This window comes from Bacillus sp. FSL R5-0397 (assembly GCF_038593395.1).
Taxonomy (GTDB): domain Bacteria; phylum Bacillota; class Bacilli; order Bacillales; family Bacillaceae; genus Bacillus; species Bacillus altitudinis.
Genome location: NZ_CP151992.1, coordinates 2,694,671 through 2,710,891 on the forward strand (window position 1 = coordinate 2,694,671; position 16,221 = coordinate 2,710,891).

General features: G+C 40.9%; 23 protein-coding genes. 12 read left to right on the forward strand and 11 right to left on the reverse strand.

The genetic code is table 11. The features are described 5' to 3' along the window. The first annotated feature begins 82 nt into the window (after nucleotides 1-82). Genes NSQ70_RS13745 through NSQ70_RS13755 form a run of 3 tightly spaced genes read left to right on the forward strand, consistent with a single transcriptional unit; the run spans nucleotide 83 to nucleotide 2,651 of the window. The gene (locus tag NSQ70_RS13745) at nucleotides 83-1,084 is read left to right on the forward strand and encodes an ABC transporter substrate-binding protein (protein ID WP_024719321.1); all 1,002 of its coding nucleotides are present in this window, start codon (nucleotides 83-85) and stop codon (nucleotides 1,082-1,084) included. A 15-nt stretch (nucleotides 1,085-1,099) separates the two neighbouring features. Then, a complete protein-coding gene (locus NSQ70_RS13750) occupies nucleotides 1,100-1,870 on the forward strand; it encodes an ABC transporter ATP-binding protein (RefSeq protein WP_008342956.1) in 771 nt (256 codons plus the stop codon). Further along, nucleotides 1,857-2,651 carry an ABC transporter permease gene (locus NSQ70_RS13755; protein WP_007501924.1) on the forward strand — a complete coding sequence of 265 codons (795 nt, stop codon included), beginning with the start codon at nucleotides 1,857-1,859 and terminating at the stop codon, nucleotides 2,649-2,651. Before NSQ70_RS13750 ends, NSQ70_RS13755 begins: the two co-directional genes overlap by 14 nt. Nucleotides 2,652-2,681: 30 nt before the next feature. Here NSQ70_RS13755 and ytkD read toward each other — a convergent pair whose 3' ends face one another. Next, nucleotides 2,682-3,158, reverse strand: a complete 477-nt coding sequence (ytkD, locus tag NSQ70_RS13760) for an RNA deprotection pyrophosphohydrolase (protein WP_008342951.1) — start codon at nucleotides 3,156-3,158, stop codon at nucleotides 2,682-2,684. A 246-nt stretch (nucleotides 3,159-3,404) separates the two neighbouring features. Here ytkD and NSQ70_RS13765 point away from each other — a divergent pair, with 246 nt between their 5' ends. Both NSQ70_RS13765 and NSQ70_RS13770 read left to right on the forward strand, forming a co-directional pair. Then, nucleotides 3,405-4,058, forward strand: coding sequence for a TerD family protein (locus tag NSQ70_RS13765; protein WP_039168327.1), 654 nt, complete (start codon nucleotides 3,405-3,407; stop codon nucleotides 4,056-4,058). Nucleotides 4,059-4,080: 22 nt separating this feature from the next. Further along, nucleotides 4,081-4,863 (forward strand): AIM24 family protein, encoded by a 783-nt coding sequence (locus NSQ70_RS13770; protein ID WP_008342947.1) that lies wholly within the window; start codon nucleotides 4,081-4,083, stop codon nucleotides 4,861-4,863. A 193-nt stretch (nucleotides 4,864-5,056) separates the two neighbouring features. Here NSQ70_RS13770 and NSQ70_RS13775 read toward each other — a convergent pair whose 3' ends face one another. From NSQ70_RS13775 to NSQ70_RS13790, 4 genes are all read right to left on the reverse strand, one after another. Further along, entirely contained in the window at nucleotides 5,057-5,365 is a 309-nt protein-coding gene (locus NSQ70_RS13775) for a hypothetical protein (protein ID WP_017358369.1), read from the reverse strand. Nucleotides 5,366-5,408: 43 nt separating this feature from the next. Then, a complete protein-coding gene (locus tag NSQ70_RS13780; RefSeq protein ID WP_008342944.1) occupies nucleotides 5,409-5,813 on the reverse strand; it encodes a phage holin family protein in 405 nt (134 codons plus the stop codon). 157 nt (nucleotides 5,814-5,970) lie between these two features. Then, nucleotides 5,971-6,162, reverse strand: a complete 192-nt coding sequence (locus tag NSQ70_RS13785; protein WP_008342942.1) for a hypothetical protein — start codon at nucleotides 6,160-6,162, stop codon at nucleotides 5,971-5,973. Between the two features lie 124 nt (nucleotides 6,163-6,286). After that, nucleotides 6,287-6,724 (reverse strand): Dps family protein, encoded by a 438-nt coding sequence (locus NSQ70_RS13790; protein WP_327861891.1) that lies wholly within the window; start codon nucleotides 6,722-6,724, stop codon nucleotides 6,287-6,289. A 131-nt stretch (nucleotides 6,725-6,855) separates the two neighbouring features. Between NSQ70_RS13790 and ytzI the strand changes: the two genes are divergently transcribed. After that, entirely contained in the window at nucleotides 6,856-7,002 is a 147-nt protein-coding gene (gene ytzI / locus NSQ70_RS13795) for a YtzI protein (protein ID WP_017358370.1), read from the forward strand. A gap of 8 nt (nucleotides 7,003-7,010) precedes the next feature. Here the strand turns inward: ytzI and NSQ70_RS13800 are convergent, their stop codons facing one another. Continuing rightward, nucleotides 7,011-7,448, reverse strand: coding sequence for a FixH family protein (locus NSQ70_RS13800; RefSeq protein ID WP_008342936.1), 438 nt, complete (start codon nucleotides 7,446-7,448; stop codon nucleotides 7,011-7,013). Nucleotides 7,449-7,571: 123 nt separating this feature from the next. Further along, nucleotides 7,572-8,045, reverse strand: a complete 474-nt coding sequence (locus NSQ70_RS13805) for an S-ribosylhomocysteine lyase (protein WP_008342935.1) — start codon at nucleotides 8,043-8,045, stop codon at nucleotides 7,572-7,574. Nucleotides 8,046-8,173: 128 nt separating this feature from the next. Here NSQ70_RS13805 and yidD point away from each other — a divergent pair, with 128 nt between their 5' ends. Then, nucleotides 8,174-8,398 (forward strand): membrane protein insertion efficiency factor YidD, encoded by a 225-nt coding sequence (yidD, locus tag NSQ70_RS13810; RefSeq protein WP_008342933.1) that lies wholly within the window; start codon nucleotides 8,174-8,176, stop codon nucleotides 8,396-8,398. Nucleotide 8,399: 1 nt separating this feature from the next. On the opposite strand, the gene NSQ70_RS13815 is transcribed toward yidD, so the two are convergent. Then, the gene (locus NSQ70_RS13815) at nucleotides 8,400-8,966 is read right to left on the reverse strand and encodes a carbonic anhydrase (RefSeq protein WP_017358372.1); all 567 of its coding nucleotides are present in this window, start codon (nucleotides 8,964-8,966) and stop codon (nucleotides 8,400-8,402) included. A 213-nt stretch (nucleotides 8,967-9,179) separates the two neighbouring features. On the opposite strand from NSQ70_RS13815, the gene NSQ70_RS13820 reads away from it, so the two are divergent. Next, nucleotides 9,180-10,172 (forward strand): zinc ABC transporter substrate-binding protein, encoded by a 993-nt coding sequence (locus NSQ70_RS13820; RefSeq protein WP_024719324.1) that lies wholly within the window; start codon nucleotides 9,180-9,182, stop codon nucleotides 10,170-10,172. Nucleotides 10,173-10,249: 77 nt separating this feature from the next. On the opposite strand, the gene NSQ70_RS13825 is transcribed toward NSQ70_RS13820, so the two are convergent. Further along, on the reverse strand, nucleotides 10,250-10,492 hold the full coding sequence (locus NSQ70_RS13825) for a type B 50S ribosomal protein L31 (protein ID WP_017358374.1): 243 nt from the start codon (nucleotides 10,490-10,492) through the stop codon (nucleotides 10,250-10,252). Between the two features lie 175 nt (nucleotides 10,493-10,667). Here NSQ70_RS13825 and NSQ70_RS13830 point away from each other — a divergent pair, with 175 nt between their 5' ends. The 4 genes from NSQ70_RS13830 to NSQ70_RS13845 all read left to right on the forward strand — a co-directional run bounded on the left by NSQ70_RS13830 (nucleotide 10,668) and on the right by NSQ70_RS13845 (nucleotide 13,512). Next, on the forward strand, nucleotides 10,668-11,999 hold the full coding sequence (locus NSQ70_RS13830) for a cytochrome ubiquinol oxidase subunit I (RefSeq protein WP_035391038.1): 1,332 nt from the start codon (nucleotides 10,668-10,670) through the stop codon (nucleotides 11,997-11,999). A 22-nt stretch (nucleotides 12,000-12,021) separates the two neighbouring features. Continuing rightward, complete coding sequence (locus NSQ70_RS13835; RefSeq protein ID WP_169476099.1) at nucleotides 12,022-13,068, forward strand: cytochrome d ubiquinol oxidase subunit II; 1,047 nt, start codon at nucleotides 12,022-12,024, stop codon at nucleotides 13,066-13,068. Between the two features lie 68 nt (nucleotides 13,069-13,136). Further along, the gene (locus NSQ70_RS13840; RefSeq protein WP_008360682.1) at nucleotides 13,137-13,295 is read left to right on the forward strand and encodes a DUF1540 domain-containing protein; all 159 of its coding nucleotides are present in this window, start codon (nucleotides 13,137-13,139) and stop codon (nucleotides 13,293-13,295) included. A 25-nt stretch (nucleotides 13,296-13,320) separates the two neighbouring features. After that, the gene (locus tag NSQ70_RS13845; RefSeq protein ID WP_342502218.1) at nucleotides 13,321-13,512 is read left to right on the forward strand and encodes a hypothetical protein; all 192 of its coding nucleotides are present in this window, start codon (nucleotides 13,321-13,323) and stop codon (nucleotides 13,510-13,512) included. Nucleotides 13,513-13,617: 105 nt separating this feature from the next. Here the strand turns inward: NSQ70_RS13845 and menC are convergent, their stop codons facing one another. Next, nucleotides 13,618-14,742 (reverse strand): o-succinylbenzoate synthase, encoded by a 1,125-nt coding sequence (gene menC / locus NSQ70_RS13850; protein WP_342502219.1) that lies wholly within the window; start codon nucleotides 14,740-14,742, stop codon nucleotides 13,618-13,620. Further along, complete coding sequence (locus NSQ70_RS13855; RefSeq protein ID WP_326110835.1) at nucleotides 14,729-16,189, reverse strand: o-succinylbenzoate--CoA ligase; 1,461 nt, start codon at nucleotides 16,187-16,189, stop codon at nucleotides 14,729-14,731. Before NSQ70_RS13855 ends, menC begins: the two co-directional genes overlap by 14 nt. Nucleotides 16,190-16,221: the final 32 nt, after the last annotated feature.

Here is a 16,221-nt window from a genome sequence, read left to right on the forward strand (position 1 = left end):
TCTTATTTCATCTAGGCACTCACCAAAAATCCCTTTTGACATACTTTAATTAGTGATCTAGAACAAAGGAGGCGAATTACTCTTGAATCGTTCCATTAAAGTCAGACTGGCATTCATATTCGTTGTCCTGCTCTTTATTCCATTTGTCGCCTGTAAAAAAGACCAAGAGCAGACCGTACAAGTAGCCGAGGTGACCCATTCGGTCTTTTATGCACCGCTTTATGTCGCCCTATCCGAAGGATTTTTCAAAGATGAAGGCTTAGAGGTTGAATTAAAAACCACTTGGGGCGGCGATAAAACAATGACAGCTCTCTTATCTGGCGGCGCTGATATCGCTCTGACCGGATCTGAATCTTCTATTTATGTGGAAGCACAAGACACGAAAGACTCTGTCATGAACTTTGCACAGCTGACACAAACAGACGGTACATTTCTTGTTTCAAGGGAAAAAATCAATCAATTTTCTTGGGATCAATTGAAAGGAAAAGACTTTCTCGGACAACGGAAAGGCGGCATGCCGCAAATGGTCGGTGAATATGTCCTGAAAAAAGAAGGCATTGATTTGAAACAAGATCTTCGCATGATTCAAAATATTGATTTTGCCAACATTTCAGGTGCTTTTTCCTCTGGAACTGGCGATTTTGTGCAGTTATTCGAACCGACAGCTTCCTTAATTGAAAAAGAAGGCAAAGGGTACATTACCGCCTCCTTTGGTGAGGCTTCCGGCAAGGTGCCTTATACCACCTTTATGGCAAAGAAGAGTTACTTAGAAGAAAACAAAGAGACAGCTGAAGCCTTTACTCGTGCCATTTACAAAGCGCAAAAATGGGTCAAAGCAAAGAGTCCAGAGGAGATTGCCAAGACAATCCAATCTCAATTTCCTGATACAGACCTTGATGTCTTATCAACAGCTATCAAACGTTACAAACAGCAGAACTCCTATGCAACAGATCCCCTTCTAAATGAAGAGGAATGGAACAAATTACAGGAAATCATGAAGGCAAGTGGTGAACTGCCGGAATTTATCCCGTACAAACAACTTGTCGATTCATCCATTGCCAAGAAGGTCACAGATCACAAATAGAACAGGAGGTAGCACATGTCTTTCCTTCAAATTGACCATGTGACCCACACATACTTCTCTTTAAAAGAAAAAACAACGGCCATACAGCACATCAATATGGAGATCACTCAAGGTGAATTCATCTCATTTATTGGTCCTAGCGGCTGCGGGAAAACAACCTTGCTTTCCATCATCGCAGGCATTACACCACCCTCCGAAGGTCGAATTTTAATCGAAGGAAAAGAACCGAATCAACAGGAGCATCAAATCGGTTATATGCTCCAGCAAGATTATTTGTTCCCATGGAAAACGATCAAGGAAAATGTCATTCTCGGGTTAAAAATTGCAAAACAAGATTCACATGAAGCCACCTCAGCTGCCCTGAGCTTACTGCCAAAGCTTGGACTCAATGATGTCGAAGAAAAATACCCGAAGGAACTGTCAGGCGGGATGAGGCAGCGTGCGGCTCTCGCCCGAACGCTTGCAGTTGATCCCGGCCTGCTTCTGCTAGATGAGCCATTTTCAGCACTAGATTACCAGACGAAACTGACATTAGAAGACCTCGTCTTTCACACATTAAAAAACTACCAAAAAACGGCTGTTCTTGTCACGCATGACATCGGCGAAGCCATTGCGATGAGTGATCGTATTTTCTTATTCTCAAAGCATCCCGGCTCTATCCAGCGAATGTTTACCGTTCCCGATGATCTGAGGACGCTCTCTCCTTTTGAAGCGAGACAGACAGCCAGTTTCCAAGAGCTCTTTCAAACGATTTGGAAGGAGCTGAAGACAGTTGAAACACAGTGATCTTTTACATGAAGCCTATCGAAAAAAAGTTCGAATGGAAAAACGCATGACGCGAGTCTACCAGTTGATCATTTTCGCCAGTTTCTTTTCGCTTTGGGAGCTTGCGAGCCATTTCAGACTGATTGACCCGCTCATTTTCAGTTCACCATCTGCCGTCTGCCAATTGTTTGTACAAAAATTATCAGATGGTTCATTAATTAATCATATGAGCATTACGCTATTTGAAACAGTGCTCGGCTTTCTACTTGGTACTTTTTGCGGTATTTTATTAGCCGCCGCCTTATGGTGGTCCACCCGTCTTGCAAATGTACTTGATCCTTATTTGGTTATTTTAAATGCGATGCCGAAAGTCGCTCTCGCCCCCATTTTAATTGTTGCCCTTGGACCAGGCATGATCAGCATTGTCGCGATGGGTGCCATTATCAGTGTGATAATTACCACCATCGTCATTTATACAGCCTTTCAAGAAGTCGATGAGAATTATTTAAAAGTCATGAAAACCTTTGGCGCGAAAAAAAGAACGGTCTTCCGTGAGGTCATTTTACCAGCAAGTATTCCAACGATGATCTCTGCCATTAAGGTCAATGTTGGTCTTTCTTGGGTTGGGGTCATTGTGGGAGAATTCCTTGTTTCCTCAAAAGGACTCGGCTATATGATCATCTATGGCTTTCAAGTCTTCAACTTTACACTCGTGTTCTTAAGTCTTTTCATTATCGCCGTCTTCGCCACCATCATGTATCAGCTTGTTGAATGGCTGGAACGCCGTTTTCTACAAAAATAAAAAGCGCAGGGTCATTTCCCTACGCTTTTTTTAACGAATCAAACCGTTCTTTTCTAAATAAGCAAGACTTTGTCTTAACACATCATCTTTCATAATAAAACTGAAATTTTTATTTTTTGCGATGGATCTTGGTAAGTCTGCGAAAAGAACGGGTCCTTTCGTTTCAAAATACGTGTCCTGCTTGACGAGCCTTTCAATATCGGCGAAATAAATATTTTTGACAATGACTTTCTCTCTGCCCAGCACCTGATATTGACCAATATACGTTAATTCACGAACAACAGCACCCGTCTCTTCGTGAATCTCTCGTATAGCGGCTTGATCTGCTTCTTCATTTGGCTCTACTTTCCCTCCTGGAAACTCGTAGCCTCGATCCTCATGTTCTGTAAGTAGCCATTTTCCTTGATAGCGGCAAATAGCCCAAACATGCTTAGGATGACTTGAAAAAGGCTGCTCTTCAAAAGAGAGCTTGACCGTATTATGATAATAGTCTTTAAATACATGCATGTGAAATCCCTCATATCCTGTCCTTGCTTCTTGTAAAACATCATACCACAGATCACATTTCTCTGAAGAATTTTTATGAAAAGTGAAACAAACGAGTACTTCTATCTCGTCTGTATGTAAAATAAGTATTCTTGCTAAAACCTTTTTATCATCTCCATCCTCATCCCATTTTAATCATGAAACCTTTTGCCCATGACGACGTAAATCAATAAGTGTTTGTCCTACACAGACGAGGAGGAAACCAGCATGAGCATCACAAATGGATCAAAACAAGAAAATAACAAAGCATGGCCAATGAGGCAACATGAGAAAGAAGACGCTTCTCTTGAGGCAGTGAAGAAACACCTCATGAAAGGACAAAAGTTAGATTTAACAAAAGACAATCCAAATGTAGATCAAATTCATATCGGACTTGGCTGGGACTTATCTGGTCAGCCAATTGATTTAGATACGCAAGTGTTTCTCTTAAATGAAGAGGACAAGCTTCTGTCTCCAAAACACCTGATCTATTATCATCAGCAGCAAAGCTTAGATGGAGCTGTTCGCCATCTAGGTGATCATCAGGTCGGCGGAGGCCATCGGGACAATGAGATCATTATTATGCAGCTGAGCAGAGTCTCACCCGATATTCAGAAAATCGTCGTAACAGCCACGATACATGATGCACACGAGCGGGCACATCATTTTGGACAGGTGACCAATGCCTACTTGCGCCTTTCAGATCAAATCACACAACAGGAGATTTGTACCTTTCAGTTAACAGAGGATTATTCATTTTGTACATCCATCATTTGTGCTGAACTAACGAGAGTTGAGAACGAATGGAAAATCACCGCTACCGGACAAGGTACGACCCTTGATTTAAACGACCTATGCCGCATCTACGGATTCACATCTTGACAAAGAAAAGGAGCTGGCACAAATGGGATTTCATTTCAACACGATCGAAGAATTGACCTTACAAGCAGAAGGCAACGGGATCTTTTTTGCCAAAAAAGGCGCTATGATTGCCGATCAAGGTACATTTCAATACCGTAAACGATTACTTGGGACGAATAAAGGGAATATGGTCAGCCAAGTATTTAATCATATTAGCAGAAAATTAACAGGTGAAAACCTTGAGATGATGGAAGTGAGTGGACAAGGCACTTGCTACTTGGCTGATTCTAGCGAGCATGTGACCGTCATCAATCTTGAGCCGAACGGTCCTTGGCAACATGTTAGCGTGGAAAGTGAAGATTTACTTGCCTTTACTGAAGAATGTCACTATGGCGTGACACCAGTAGGCGTTGGGATTTTATCACAGAAAGGGCTGTTTACTTCAAAGCTCTCGTATCAAGGTCACGGGGCGCAGGTTGCCATCAAAACAAATGGAAACCCGCTGATTTTAAAAGCACCTTGCCGTGTAGATCCTGACGCCATTGTCGCTTGGACGGGCAAAGCACCGAAAGTCAAATTAGATGTGAACTGGAAAACGTTCATTGGACAAACATCAGGCGAATCCTACTTGTTTGAATTTCATGAACAGGACCAAATTGTGATTATCCAGCCATCTGAACGAACATCTGGAATGCGGGTCGGGATAGATGATAACCGGTACAAACCCCAGAGTCAGAGTACCTCACACGAAATCACCAACTCACAGCAGGAAAATAGAGGCGGAATCAGTGATCTAATCGGCGGTATCTTACAGCCTCGAAAATAAAAGCATGTAGAATGTCTCTACATACTTTCAGATCGTTGACAAAAGGCTAAAATGAACTTTCTTTTAGCCTTTTGTCTTCTTTTCAGCGTGATAGAAAACCTTTGCAGTCTAGGAAAAACGAGTACTGGCGCGGAGCGAATTTGACATTCATGAGCACCTGACAAAGAATGCGAGGGTTTGTCTACATGCTTTTTCAATTCATCAGTCCATTGGTCTCAATAAAGTTCTTTGTCTCTTCGTTACCGAGATCATGAATCATCGAGTAAATCTCTTTTCTTTTCCTGTCCATTTCGTCGTTTGGACTATCATAATGATATTCAAGAAATGGAACATGCGCCCGAAAGAAACCTTTCCAATCTGTCATATACTGTTCATCAAAATACTCTCTTAACTGCAAGATTTGGTCATCATCTGCTTCTATCTGAAATTGCCAAGCAGCCGCGTCTCTGTGCTGTGAGATTGATCCGTCTTGAACGGATACATAGTATGTGTGTGTCGCCATCTGATTCATCCTTTTTCCTTTAGTATGACCAGATATGAAGAAATTACGGCTTTTTGCGCAATTTATTTTTAATCATGTCTAACACATCAATAAACAACTGTGGAATGGGAATTCCGAGAGCTCTGGCTGTTGAGACAATCTGGTACGATTCATAAATAATATAAAAGATGAGCGCTAAATCCTTAATTGTCCCCCCAGTCTTCAGCATGACATCGAAGAAATGTGCCATGGATATTAAAGAGATCGTCACAACCTTTCGAACAAGCCTGGTCAAAAAACGCTTCATCGTAAGTTGTCCAGTCACAGATTCTCTTAGGCTTGAACAAATTAATTCTATAGCCATGAGTGTCACTAATATCATGAGTAAATATCCTGCTCCACCAAACAGAAAGCCCATTGCCGACAAACTGACTGTAAACAACGAAAAGATGCCTAAATCCTTGCTCACTTGGCATCAACATCCTTTCATAGTGGAACTTCTTACCTCAATAGTATATGCCGCATTTGATGAATAGCTTGGACGACAAAAAATAAAGGCATGGTTAGCTGTTCAAAAAATTCGTGAAGCGCATAAAAAGAGCCGCCTGTGACGGCGGCTTTCTTGGTTAAACTCTGACATCAATAAACGTAGCGTCTGAATCTTTGGGCTGAACAGCTTGAGGCTGCTGCTGCACTTGATCGAGCATCACCATGGCTTGGGCTGTGTTCGTGGCAAGCTGTGAATTCAATAAACTGATATTAAGTGTTTTTTGAATACTCGCCACTTGCTGGCTCATCATTCCTGCAATTGAGGACATCTTCTCCCCTCCCTTCCCTTTTCTCTTCGGCTGAAAGCCCCATCAATTCAATGGGCTGTCTGTCACAAATCCACAAAAAAAGAATGCCGATCTGTTTGATGATCGACATTCCTTTCACATTCGCTTATCCTAAGTATGCTTTTAGCATCCAGTTGTGTTTTTCAATGGATTGATGAATCGCAAGCAGCATATCACCTGTTGTTTCATCGCCAACTTCTGCAGCCAGCTCCATGCCTCGCTTAAGTTCTTCTGCAATATTAGAGAAATCATCATACAGATTTTTCACCATTTGCTCGGCTGATTCATTGCCTTCCGCTTCTTGAATGCTAGAAATTTCTAAGCACTCTTTCATTGTCGCAACAGGTTGTCCATTTAAAGCAAGCATACGCTCAGCCAAATCATCAATGTATGTCGCTGTTTCTGTATAAAGTTCCTCGAATTTTTCATGGAGTGTAAAGAAGTCTTTTCCCTTTACATACCAGTGATAGTTATGTAATTTTACGTAAAGCACAGTCCAATCTGCTACTTGTTTATTGACGACGTCTAATAATTTTTCAGACATGTTGATTCCTCCTTATGTAGTTGCGTTTAGTATGGGATTACCCTTTTTTTATTATACTGAAACCTGCCATCATTTTCTTCTATTTTGACCGCATGAAATATATGTTAATATGGAAATAAGGAGGGAGTTAGATGCTGTTACTTGGGATTATCAGCTTTATCATTATCTCAATCGTTGTCTTTTTATCACTGTGGACGACATCAAAGGCTTATGATTACAAGCATAAAGTCGATTCACCACAGGATGCTGAACCAAACCAACGTCCTAACCCAAAATAAAACCGCTTTCAATGATGTGAGGTATCTTCTTCTTCAGTAGATGAACTCTCTTTTTTCACATCACCTACATGGATGTTTGTCTTCGGCATATTATGCTGCTGTTTAGCTGTCACATGGACTTGTATGATATAAAGGCCATCTTGTTTGAAAGCTGTATGCAATTCATATACACCTTTCTCCTTTTTCTTTGGCTGAATCATCTTGCTGTTATCCTTGTCGCCATCTTTCCACACTTCAAATTCAACATCATCTGCATCATCAACAGGCGTATCACCATATGTGACAGCTGCTTTTACGATAACGTTTTCATTTTTCTCCACTTGCTCCGGCCCTGTTAGTTTGACTTCTAATAGTTCAGGCACTTCTCCCTTGTCATTGCTCGCTGCCGAGTTTCCACATGCACTAAGTAATGCGAGCATCAAAATGATTCCTACCATTTTCCGCATTCGTGTATCCCCCTTTTTTTACTGACATGTCCATTTTAACAAATATCCCCTATTTTAACAGCTCTCGTTTCATTTCATATAAAAAACCGGACATTCAATATGTCCGGTTCATCATCTTACTGATTATCCAAATACTTTTAATAGCTCTTCTTGATCCTGAGACAGCCAGAAACGCATTAAACGTTTTGCTCCTTCAAGATCATGAAGCTTCGCTTGACCGCACTGCTCTTCATTTGCAGCAGGAATTTCTGTTACTTCCACTGCATCTTTGAATGTTGCATCAAGCAGTTCAACGATCTCTCTTGGTGTCGGTGCACCGCTGACAACTAAATAGTAGCCAGTCTGGCAGCCCATTGGAGAAATATCAATGATATCAAAATGATCGTATTTCTCTGAGTGTGTTCTAATATTAAACGCAAGTAAATGCTCTAATGTATGAATCGTATCAGGTTTCATTGCCTGCTTGTTTGGCTGACAAAAACGGATATCAAATTTGTTCACTTCCCCATCTGATCCCACTTTATGAACGCCGCAATGACGAACGTAAGGTGCTTTTACAGCATTATGGTCAAGTTCAAAGCTTTCGACTGAAGGCATTAATCACCACTCCTATAATTGCAATTTCCTATATTATAACATATTGTTCCGACCAGTTTAGTTTATAAAACTTCCCTTCCTTGTCCTTTTTTCTTATACTGTGAAAAGACAGACAAGGAGGAACCTCTATGAAACAAATTTTTATCGGCATCATTCGCTTTTATCAAAAATGCATTTCCCCTCTAACACCGCCGAGCTGCAGGTTTTACCCCACTTGCTCAAACTACGGGCTAGAGGCGATCAAAACGCATGGCGCTTTAAAAGGCGGCTGGCTCACGATTAAGCGAATTTTAAAATGTCACCCGCTGCATCCTGGAGGCATGGATCCGGTCCCGCCTAAAAAGGAAAAATAACTTACTTTTCTTCATAACCATTGACAACTAAGTCAAGCTTACCTGTTCCAGGATCAATGACAAGACCATGTACAGGCACATCAGATGGAAGAAGCGGATGATTTTTAACGACAGATACACTGTCTTTCACACTTTCTTCAACTGAGCTAAAGCTTTTGAGCCACTGTTGAAAATCGATTCCTGAGTATTCCAGTACTTCAATCCGTTTTTCTGGAATACCACGCTCAATGGCTTTATTTAAGAGTGTTTCGCTGTCTATTTTACTCATACCACAATCGTGATGCCCAATGACGTACACCTCGTCAGCATTCAATTCATAAACAGCCACTAAAATGCTTCGCATAATACTTCCAAATGGGTGAGAAACAAGAGCGCCAGCACTTTTGACAATTTTAATATCGCCATTTTTCATGTTCATGGCGCGTGGAAGCAGTTCAACAAGTCTTGTATCCATACATGATAGAATGACAGCTTTTTTCTGTGGAAACTTCGTTGTTGTAAACTCTTCATATCGCTTCTCTTCAATAAATTGTTGGTTATATTCGATGATTTCGTCTAAAAGTTTCATAAGTTTGTCCATTCCTTTTTCTTTTTTTAAAAATAAATATAGCACAATGTTTTAAATTTCGTCACGTTTTGACGTCTATTTTTTTAGAGGAAACATCTTCTGATGAAAATTTTTTATTTTCCTCTTTTCAAATCGTAATTATTACGATACAATAACTCAGGACATTAAATCGTAATCATTTCTATCTAATAGGTTGAGAGGAGACATTCTTAGATGAAAAAAATCTTTTTTATTTTAACAGCTGCTTTATTAGCGGTCGGTCTTGCCGCTTGCTCAAGCAGTGCGGGGACAAATGCTTCAAAAGGAAAAGCAGATGGGAAATTAACCATTTACACGACGATCTTCCCTATTCAAGATTTCACTGAAAAAATTGGCGGCTCTCACGTGAACGCTCAAAGTGTGTACCCTGCCAATGCAGATGCACACAGCTTTGAACCAAGTTCAAAAACGATGGTTGAAATGGCTGAAGGAGATGCCTTTATTTACAGCGGAACAGGTGCTGAAGCATTTGCTGATAAAACGGCTTCTACGTTAAAAGACCAAGGCGTGAAAACAGTGAAAGCAGCTGAAGGCATCAAGCTATTATCAACACAAGAAGAACATGCTCATGAAGAAGGGGAGGACCATGATCACGATCATGAAGGTGAAGATCATGACCATGATGGACACGACCACGGAGATAAAGATCCCCATGCATGGCTAGACCCTGTTTATGCACAGCAAATGGCAAAAAATATTAAAGACACACTCGTTTCACTAGATCCAGATCATAAAGACGAATACACAAAAAACTATGAATCACTAAAAAAAGAATTACAATCGTTAGATCAGGAATTCAAAACAACGTTATCTAAAGCAGAACATAAAGAAATTCTTGTTTCTCACGCTGCATACGGCTACTGGGAAAAACGCTATGGCATTGAGCAAATCAGTGTACTAGGACTCTCTGCTTCTGAAGAGCCTTCCCAAAAACAGCTTGAAAATATCGTACAACAGGCAGAAAAGCATCACATCAAGTATGTCATTTTTGAAAATAACGTCAGCAGTAAAGTATCAGATACGATTCGCAGTGAAATTGGGGCAAAAAGCCTTACACTGAAAAATCTAGAATCCATTACAGAAGATGATGCTAAAAATGGCGAAAGCTATGTCAGCTTAATGAAACAAAATTTAAACACATTAAAAACAGCTTTAAATGTTGAATGAATTCATGAACCCCGTGCGATCAGCCGGGGTTTTTTACTGCACAAAAAAACACACCATGATCAGGTGTGTTTCTTTGTTTACATTTGATATTTTTTCTTAAACTGCTCCGCTCTGCCGCCTTTTTCTCCGAATTTCTGGCGTCCTGTATAAAATGGATGCGTATCAGAGCTTGTCTCTACTTTAATGACAGGATAAGTCTTCCCATCTTCCCACTCTACGGTCTCATGTGATGTCTTTGTTGATCTACTTAAGAAGCGGTAACCGCTGTTTACGTCCATAAATACAACTTCATGTGAGGTTGGATGAATATCTCTTTTCAATGTCAAAACTCCCTTCATCATTAAAACGTAATGATTACGTTTTATAGTTATATTCTACTCCCTCTTTTACAACTTGTCAAAAAACAAGCTTTCTTAGTCAGGAAGAATAATCTAAAAATGGTGGAGAATAATAAACACCATCAAAAGAGATGCGATAAGAAAGGCGGAGAAAAAATTGACTGATCTCGTTTTAGCTAGAAGTCTGTTCGGCACAACAATGGGCTTCCATATTATTTATGCCTCGCTTGGCGTAGGCATCCCGCTAATGATTTTGTTAGCTGAACTCATCTTTCAAAAAACGAAGGACCCGCATTATGCCATCATGGCCAAACGATGGACAAAAGCGCAGGCTGTTCTGTTAGGTGTTGCCATTCCAACCGGTACCATTGCTGGTACGCAGCTTGCCCTTCTATGGCCTGGTTTTATGGAGGTCATCGGAAAAGTCATGTCACTGCCATTTCAAATAGAAATTTATGCTTTCTTTATTGAAGCATTATTTATGTCTATTTATGTATACGCAGCAGATCGTCTATCACCAGCCATGCGCATCATTACCGTTATTTTCGTTGTCATTGGTGCAGCAGCTTCAGCGATTCTCATTACAAACGTACATGCTTTTGAAGGAACACCCGCTGGCTTTCAAATGGTCAATGGAGAAATAACGAATATCGAACCTTGGAAGGCATTTTTCAATCCTAGTTTTGTTGTAACTGCTACTCACGTAGTACTGTCTGCTTTTACAACAGGCGCTTTTGTCATTGCTTCTGTCGCTGCATTTAAAATGTTGAAAACAAGAAAAAACGAAAAGCTCTATACCTTTCATCGAAAAGCCCTTTTTCTTGGACTGATTGTAGGCGGACTTTTCTCTTTTCTCACAGCCTTAAACGGTCACGAATCAGCTCAGCTTCTATATGAATATCAGCCTGAAAAATTAGCGGGTGCTGAAGGGTTATTTGAAACGCAATCACATGCGCCTCTGGCCATTGGCGGTTTTACTGATGCCAATACGCAAGAAATCAAAGGAGCTATCGAAATCCCTTGGGCACTTAGTTTTCTTGCAGGAAATAGCTTTGATACTGTGGTTAAAGGGTTAAATGATTTTCCTAGGGACGAGTGGCCGCCTTTATTTATTCACACATTATTTAACGGAATGGTCATTATCGGCTCATTGCTCATTTTCTTTGCTGTGTTAGCTCTGTTTTACCGCAAAATTTTAAAACGCGAACATTATCCAAAATGGCTGCTTGTCCTTTATTTATTTGGCGGGCCTCTTAGTCTTTTGGCGATTGAATTTGGCTGGATCTTTGCCTGTACTGGCCGTCAGCCATGGGTGATTTATCGAATGCTCAAAACCTCTGAAGTCGTCACATCATCAGGATCTATCGGTACACTTTTCATCCTTTTTGCCATTGTCTATCTCATTTTAGGCATCGCAACTGTGATTGTACTGACGTACTACTTTAGAAAACATTCAATTGAAGAAGACTTACGGTTAACAGAATCTTAAAAAGGGAGCGATCTTGATGCAAATGGATGTAACAACTGATGCACTCATTGCAATCACCATCTTATGGGGATTCGTGTTTATCTATGCAGTGATGGCATCAATGGATTTCGGTGCAGGATTTTGGTCAATGATTTACATGAACAAAGAGCAGACAAAGGCCGCAAATATCGCAAATAAGTATCTTTCTCCAACTTGGGAAGTAACAAACGTCTTCATTGTGGCCATCGTCGTTGCCTTGTTTAGCCTGTTTCCAGGTGCAACATTTGTGCTAGGCACTGTTCTATTAATACCCGGCAGCATTATTTTGTTGCTCCTTGCACTGCGAAGCGGATTTCTTGTCTTCTCTCATTCACTGCCTAAAAAATATAGAAAAGCCGTGACATATATTTCAGGAATTAGCGGCTTTATTATTCCGTCCATCCTCATCATGGTTCTCCCCATTACACATGGTGGATTCATTTTTCAGGAGAATAATGTCTACTCATTAGATTTAGGATTGGTCTTTACAAGCGCAAATGTCTATTCTTTCGTAGGTTTTGCGATTTTCAGTACCCTTTTCCTCTCATCTTTGCTTTTAGCTGATTTTTCTAATGTTGCAAACGAAGATGAGGCTTATAACATTTATAGAAGAGGAGCACTGATTACAGGTCCACTTTCTCTCATGATGGCTTTCTTTATCATGCTCACACTGAGAAGTGAGGCCAATTGGCTGTTCACAAAAATGATGCAGAACATCCCGATCCTGCTTGTTTCTCTACTCATGTTTTTGCTTGCAGGTTTGGCTCTATTTTTACCAAACAGCCGCTTTAAACATCGGAAAGGGAGACCACGTTTAGCGGTTATCGCCATTACAATTCAATATTTCTTAGCAAGCTATGTGTATGGACATGCGCATTTGCCCTATATGGCCTATCCTGATATTACCATCATGTCTGGGTTTACAGATCCCGTCACATTTAGGGCATTATTTATTACGTATATTGTAGGGTTTATCATCCTATTCCCTGGGTTCTACTTCTTCTGGAAATTGTTTATGAAAGATAAGCGTTATATTCGTCAGGAAGATTAACATGAATGAACGACCCTTACTTCGGTTACATTATAGATGAAAGACATACTCAAAAGGAGGTCATCTGTATGAGTCAAAAAATCCTTTGTGAAGTAAACAACTGTTCCTACTGGAATGCTGGAAATCGTTGTGGTGCAGATGCAATTTATGTCGTCAGCCATACAGGAAATACGGCTGAGAAAAGTGAAGAAACTGACTGTAAAACGTTTAAACCTCAAGACCTTTAAGTCTCATTAAAGGAGGCGCTTCGCTTTGAAAAACGATCGGCTTGCTCAAGCGTTTCTTGAAGAAATTCAGGACGCGGACGAGGCTGCATTTTATCAAGCAGCTCACTCCTTTTTAAATCTTTGGGATTATGAATACGGACATGTTTCCGACATGCCCAATGACATGCATCAGTATATTGGACAGCTTGCTTACGACAGCGGGCTTGTAGAAGAGTAAGAAAGAGCGGATAACCGCTCTTTCTTTTTGTTCAGACAGGAAGGAAAAACTTTCCTCAACTATACAGTGGTTCTATTGATGGTGCAAATGGCGATTCATTCGTTTTCATTTCACAAAATCATGTTTTGTAAACACATCAATTTTATCTGAGAAAGAACGAAGCGCTTGATAATCAACTTCTACACCCATACCTGGAGAACGCGGTACTTCAATAAACCCATTTTCAACTTTAATTTTAGGAAAAATGATATCCTGCTCCCAATATTTCGACGATGCTGAAATATCCCCAGGAATCGTAAATTGCGGAAGTGATGCAAGTGCCACGTTTTGCGCGCGAGAAATGCCTGTTTCAATCATTCCACCGCACCATAACGGAATCTGCTGCTCCTTGCAGAACGCATGAATCTTAAGAGCTTCAGTCAGCCCTCCAACTCGTGAAGGCTTCACATTAATAATTTGACAGCTTCCAAGTTCTACAGCTTTTCTCGCATCATCTAAAGAACAAATACTTTCATCCAAACAGATTGGTGTTTTTAAATGCTTTTGCAAATGCCGATGATCGACAATGTCATCTGCGGCTAAAGGCTGTTCAATCATTAATAAACGAATATCGTCGAGCTGCTTCAGTTTGCTAATATCTTTTAATTCATAAGCAGAGTTTGCATCCGCCATTAACGGAAGGTGAGGGAAAGACTCCCTTATCTTTTGTAGAAGTCCAATATCTTGTCCCGGCTTAATCTTCACTTTCACACGCTGATAGCCTTGATCAACAAATTGCTCGATTTGCTGAATCATATCATCTATTGGCCCTAACCCCGCAACGACACCAGATGGAATTCTATCTCTAGTACCGCCTAAGACGTCACGTAAGGACTTATTTTCTCGCTTCGCATAAATATCCCACACAGCTGCCTCAATTCCCGCTTTGGCCATTCTATTGCCCTTAAAATGGTACAAGCTGTCTGGTATGTCCGAAGGATGTGTAAAAGATCGGGTCAGCACGTTCGGGATAAAAAAAGCCCTGAGCATGTGATAGCAGGTCTCGATGGTTTCTTCTGTATACCACGGAGAAGAGAAGGCAGATACCTCTCCCCATCCAGTTAATCCTGTTTGATCTTTGACCTCGACAATAATAAACTCACGCTCTGAAATGGTCCCAAGGCTCGTTGTAAATGGCTGTTTGAGTTTCATCGTGACATGATATAAGATCACACGTTCAATTTGAATCATCTAAAAACCCCTTTGATTTGAGTCTGTGCCTCTGCAATTTATTCGACGCATTCCTTGGCAGCTCATCCACAAAGTGAAAAGCGGCGGGCCATTTATACTTGGCTAATTGCGACTGACATAAAGCATAGAGCTCATTCTCCGGAATCTGCTCATCTGTCACAAGGAAGGCAGCAGGTACCTCTCCCCATTTTTTATCATACATACCCGTCACTCCCGCTTCCTTTACATTTGGATGTGTTAAAAGAACTGCTTCAATTTCTGCTGGATAAATATTTTCTCCGCCAGAAATAATTAAGTCTGACCGCCGATCAAGCACAAATAAGAATCCGTCCTCATCTACATAGCCAATATCACCCGTTTTCAGCCAGCCCTGCTCAAATGCAGCAGCTGTTGCCTCTTGACGATAAAGGTAGCCTTTCATGACATTTGCACCTTTTACCATGATTTCACCATGCTCAAAAGGACGACACGGACGGTCCTCATCTTGAATCTTTAATTCACACCCAAAAAGGGGTTTTCCCGCTGATCCAAGCTTTTCCACACTAAATTCTGGCGCAAGTGTCACAATTTGCGAGCAGGTCTCCGTCATACCGTACGATTGAAACACAGGAAATCCTTTCTCCTTACTCTCTTGAAGCATCGCATAAGGCGCAGGGCCTCCGCCTAACAGCAGGCAGCGCAAAGAAGACGGACATTCTTCAAGTCCACTTAATAAACGGGACAGCATGGTTTGAACAACTGACAACATCGTCACTCGATGCTGTTCAATAGCATTCTTGACTTCATCGATATCAAACTTTTGATGAAGCACGACAGTCATACCGTATATGACAGATTTAAATATAGCGGATAAACCGCTTATATGAAAAAGAGGCAAGGCAATGAGCCAGCGGTCGTCCTCCCTGATTCCTAAATTCAATGCCGAGGAAACAGCACTATGAAAATGATTGCCAAACGTTTGCTCCACCCCTTTAGGGCGTCCTGTCGTTCCAGATGTATACATAATCGTCGCCGTCTCATTTAAATCAATATCATGTACGACCTTCTTTTCCATATCATGATCTGCATCAGGTAAAGTCTCTATTGTATAAACAGGTAAATCACCATGATGCTCATTTGCATATGCAGGCTCTGTTAATAAAGCCATGACTTTCGCATCTTCCAGCTGAAAACGTCTCTCTGCTTTTGTTAACTTATTGTTCAATAACACAATCTTGAAGCCTAATAAAAAACAAGCGTGAACAAGCATGACCATATGAGGATGGTTGTTCATTAAAATCGCAACCGTATCCCCTTTTTTAAAAGAGACACGTGTCAGTCGATTCGCAAGTTGGTCTACATCATTCGCTAAATCACGAAATGTCCACTCTTTGTCTCGATAAATGAGTGCGACCCGGTCTGGCGTTAAATACGCACGGTGCAGCAGCCAATTGGGTTGCTTCATCATGACACCTCCTTTTCATAAAAGAAAACAGCTCA

Bases quoted from the DNA above. Each gene is read 5' to 3' on its own strand.
- ytzI (WP_017358370.1), top strand. From the start codon at position 6,856: ATGCTGTTACTTGGGATTATCAGCTTTATCATTATCTCAATCGTTGTC.
- NSQ70_RS13770 (WP_008342947.1), top strand. From the start codon at position 4,081: ATGGGATTTCATTTCAACACGATCGAAGAATTGACCTTACAAGCAGAA.
- NSQ70_RS13820 (WP_024719324.1), top strand. From the start codon at position 9,180: ATGAAAAAAATCTTTTTTATTTTAACAGCTGCTTTATTAGCGGTCGGT.
- menC (WP_342502219.1), bottom strand. From the start codon at position 14,742: ATGATTCAAATTGAACGTGTGATCTTATATCATGTCACGATGAAACTC.
- NSQ70_RS13805 (WP_008342935.1), bottom strand. From the start codon at position 8,045: ATGCCTTCAGTCGAAAGCTTTGAACTTGACCATAATGCTGTAAAAGCA.
- NSQ70_RS13775 (WP_017358369.1), bottom strand. From the start codon at position 5,365: ATGGCGACACACACATACTATGTATCCGTTCAAGACGGATCAATCTCA.
- NSQ70_RS13835 (WP_169476099.1), top strand. From the start codon at position 12,022: ATGGATGTAACAACTGATGCACTCATTGCAATCACCATCTTATGGGGA.
- NSQ70_RS13840 (WP_008360682.1), top strand. From the start codon at position 13,137: ATGAGTCAAAAAATCCTTTGTGAAGTAAACAACTGTTCCTACTGGAAT.
- NSQ70_RS13765 (WP_039168327.1), top strand. From the start codon at position 3,405: ATGAGCATCACAAATGGATCAAAACAAGAAAATAACAAAGCATGGCCA.
- NSQ70_RS13815 (WP_017358372.1), bottom strand. From the start codon at position 8,966: ATGAAACTTTTAGACGAAATCATCGAATATAACCAACAATTTATTGAA.
- NSQ70_RS13800 (WP_008342936.1), bottom strand. From the start codon at position 7,448: ATGCGGAAAATGGTAGGAATCATTTTGATGCTCGCATTACTTAGTGCA.
- NSQ70_RS13750 (WP_008342956.1), top strand. From the start codon at position 1,100: ATGTCTTTCCTTCAAATTGACCATGTGACCCACACATACTTCTCTTTA.
- NSQ70_RS13855 (WP_326110835.1), bottom strand. From the start codon at position 16,189: ATGATGAAGCAACCCAATTGGCTGCTGCACCGTGCGTATTTAACGCCA.
- NSQ70_RS13790 (WP_327861891.1), bottom strand. From the start codon at position 6,724: ATGTCTGAAAAATTATTAGACGTCGTCAATAAACAAGTAGCAGATTGG.
- yidD (WP_008342933.1), top strand. From the start codon at position 8,174: ATGAAACAAATTTTTATCGGCATCATTCGCTTTTATCAAAAATGCATT.
- NSQ70_RS13785 (WP_008342942.1), bottom strand. From the start codon at position 6,162: ATGTCCTCAATTGCAGGAATGATGAGCCAGCAAGTGGCGAGTATTCAA.
- ytkD (WP_008342951.1), bottom strand. From the start codon at position 3,158: ATGCATGTATTTAAAGACTATTATCATAATACGGTCAAGCTCTCTTTT.